The organism is Bradyrhizobium sp. (genome assembly GCF_019242285.1).
In the GTDB taxonomy this organism is placed as follows: Bacteria; Pseudomonadota; Alphaproteobacteria; order Rhizobiales; family Xanthobacteraceae; genus Bradyrhizobium.
Genome location: NZ_JAFAVV010000133.1, coordinates 1 through 3,190, shown reverse-complemented (window position 1 = coordinate 3,190; position 3,190 = coordinate 1). Strand labels below are relative to the sequence as shown.

Genomic DNA, 3,190 nt, shown 5'->3' with positions numbered 1-3,190 from the left:
GCCCCACCGCTATCGCTGGTCCGCACCATGCTGCCCTACACGCTGCGCGATCCCTACCGACTGTCGACCTATAAGTCCGAGCAATATCGGGCGCTGTGGCCAGCCGCGAAGGACTACCTGATCACGCTTTGCGAATGCTCGAACACGGCGGTGGTCGACATGATCATGCCTGGTTGGCAAGACTACGCGCTGTCCATCGACCGTATGTGCACCGCTGTGTGGGGCGGTGAAGATCCGAAGGCAGCGCTGCAGAAGGCCGCTGCCGAATGGGACGCGGCAACGCAGCGCCTGGGCGCTGCGTCCCAGAAATCGGCCTACCAGGAATTCCTGCAGGTGCCCGGCTCTTATGCGGACCATACGATCGATAAACTCGGCCAGGCCGTGCATATCACCTGAGTGATCTAGCGGTCTACGACTGCGCGCAGAGGGCTTTGCCAAGCAGGGACCGCACTTTGATTGGACGCGGGAGGTGTGCCGCGCCCAATCTCGCCAAGGAGATGAGCATCAAGATCGGGACCGCGAATGGCTCAGCTCGCACCCGCGGATACGCTGCCACCCGCTTCGGCGGGCAAGCTCGGCCGTGGGTTGTCGGCCTGGACCGACCGCCATTTCAAATGGCTGATGATCGCGCCGGCCGCGCTCCTGATTCTGGCTTTATCGATCTACCCGCTGCTGTTCTCGATGTGGGTCAATTTCGTCAACTACGATTTCCAGATCCCCGGACATGATTTCGTCGGGCTGGAGAATTTCTCGCAAGTCGTTCAGGACCCGCTCGCCCGGTCATCGCTTATCCTTACGATTTTGCTTTCGCTCACCGTCGTCACCATCGAGTTCTTGCTCGGGCTCGGGCTCGCCCTCGCCATGGTGAAGACGTTCCGCGGGCGCGGCATCGTCATGTCGATCCTGATCGTGCCTCTCTTCATCAGTCCGGTCATCGTCGGCCAGTCATGGGCACTCTTCCTGCAGAGACCCTTCGGTCCCGCCGACTATCTGCTCGGTAAAATTCTCGGTCATCCCGTGAACATTAGCTGGGTCGGTGAGGTGCCCTGGGTCTACCTCGCCATCATCATCGCCGACGTCTGGCAATGGACCCCCTTCATGTTCGTCATCCTGCTCGCCGGACTTGCGGCGATCCCGCAGCATCTCTACGAGGCGGCGGAGCTCGACGGGGTTGGCAGCCTGCGGACCTTCTTCTACGTCACCTTGCCCCAGCTCGCCCCGATCATTCTTCTCGCGCTCACCTTCCGCCTGCTGGATGCGGTGAAGCTGTTCGATATCATCTTCATGCTGACCGGCGGCGGCCCGGGCACGGAGACCTACACGGCCTCCTTCTACCTCTATCAGATCGGCTTCCAGCAATTCCATTTGTCGATCGCGACGGCGGGAAGCTGGCTATTCCTGATCCTCCTTTCCGTCGTCATCATGGTGCTGGTGCGGCGCCTGCTCCGTGCGGAAGCCGCATGACGTCGCGGCGCTCTTCCCGGAGGTTCTTGCTGCGCGATCTACGCGTCAACGGCGCGCGCTTCCTGGTCGTCGGCATTTTCGTGATCTTCGTCTTGGTACCTCTCTATTGGGTGATCATCACCTCGATCAAGCCCAGCAAGGATTACTTGACCGTGCCGCCGGTCTGGTTCCCAACCGAGCCGACCATCGTCCACTATACGGCGGCCCTGTTCTCCTATCGCGGGCTGCAAGGGCTCATCAACAGCCTGATCATCTCGTCGGCGGCGACGCTACTTTCGGCAACCATGGGGACCATGATGGCCTATAGTCTGGCGCGCTTCCGCACCGGAGGACAGCATCTCGCCTTCTGGGTGTTGTCGCAACGCTTCCTGCCGCCGGTCGCGATCGTCTTGCCGATCTTCCTGCTGTTTCGCGGCTGGGGACTCTACGATACCCATATTGGATTGATCCTCGCCTATACCTTTATGACCCTGCCGCTCTCGGTGTGGATGATGTACGCCTACTTCCGTCAGTTGCCGAAGTCGCTCGAGGATGCGGCGCTCGTCGATGGGCTCAGCCGCTGGCAGGCTTTCCGTATGGTGGCAGTTCCGCTCGCTGCGCCCGGAGTCGCCGCCGCCGCTGTGTTCGTGTTCATCTCGATATGGACGGAGTTCTTCTTCGCGCTGATCCTGACCAGCCGCTATGCTTTCACGCTGCCGACGATCTTTCGCGCCTTCCTGGGTTTCCAGGGCGCCCAGTACGGCGAGGCCTGCGCGCTCGCGACCACATCACTCGTGCCATCGATCGTGCTCGGCATGTTGGTGCAGCGCCATTTGGTGCGCGGCCTTACGCTCGGGGCGTTGCGCGGATGACGGAGCAGTAGCATGGCGAGCGTCAAGGTGTCCGCCCTTCACAAGCATTTTGGTCCGATCCACGCGGTGAGAGGCGTCGATCTCGACATCGCCGACGGGGAGTTCACCGTGCTGGTCGGCCCGTCAGGTTGCGGAAAAAGTACACTGTTACGCACCATCGCCGGTCTGGAGGAAATCGACGAAGGTACCATCGAGATTGGCGGTCAAGTGGTCAACGCCATGCGCCCGCGCGACCGCGATGTGGCGATGGTCTTCCAAGATTATGCGCTCTATCCCCACATGACCGTATTCGGCAACATCTCGCTCAGCTTGCGCGCGCGCCGCATGGCGAAGCCGGAGATCGAGAAGCGTGTCAGGCGCGTCACCGATATGCTGGGCATCGAAGCCTTGCTGGAACGCTATCCAAGGCAACTGTCCGGAGGGCAGCGACAGCGGGTCGCGATTGGGCGCGCCATCGTGCGCAATCCGCGTGTCTTCCTCTTCGACGAGCCCCTCTCCAATCTCGACGCTCAACTACGCGATGAGATGCGCGGCGAGATCAAGCGCCTGCATCAGGAGATCGTCACAACCATGATTTATGTCACTCACGATCAGGTCGAGGCCATGACGCTTGCGGACCGCATCGTGCTGTTGCGCGACGGCCTCATCGAGCAGCAGGGCGCGCCGCTCGACCTCTTCGAGCAGCCGGCGACCTTGTTCGTGGCCGGCTTTCTCGGCTCACCGCGTATGAACTTTCTCAAGGGGCATCTCGAGGGAGGGACCGATGGCGCGGTTGTGAGGATCGGCGATGTCGGACCCGTACTCGCGCTGCCCCGCGGTCGCACTCCGATCGCCGGCAACGGCGCCCAAATCATCCTGGGCCTGCGGCCCGAGCA

General features: G+C 61.8%; 3 protein-coding genes and 1 pseudogene. All 4 read left to right on the top strand.

What is annotated here, in order from left to right; genetic code table 11:
- Positions 1-396: pseudogene (locus JOY90_RS04675) on the top strand (ABC transporter substrate-binding protein); the annotation flags it as partial.
- Between the two features lie 126 nt (positions 397-522).
- Positions 523-1,464 carry a carbohydrate ABC transporter permease gene (locus JOY90_RS04670; RefSeq protein WP_291689984.1) on the top strand — a complete coding sequence of 314 codons (942 nt, stop codon included), beginning with the start codon at positions 523-525 and terminating at the stop codon, positions 1,462-1,464.
- A 26-nt stretch (positions 1,465-1,490) separates the two neighbouring features.
- Complete coding sequence (locus JOY90_RS04665) at positions 1,491-2,315, top strand: carbohydrate ABC transporter permease (protein WP_291689983.1); 825 nt, start codon at positions 1,491-1,493, stop codon at positions 2,313-2,315.
- A gap of 12 nt (positions 2,316-2,327) precedes the next feature.
- The coding region (locus tag JOY90_RS04660; protein WP_291689982.1) for an ABC transporter ATP-binding protein at positions 2,328-3,190 on the top strand (863 nt) is incomplete at its 3' end.

Coding starts and splice junctions, on each gene's coding strand:
- JOY90_RS04670 (WP_291689984.1), top strand. CDS start 523: ATGGCTCAGCTCGCACCCGCGGATACGCTGCCACCCGCTTCGGCGGGC.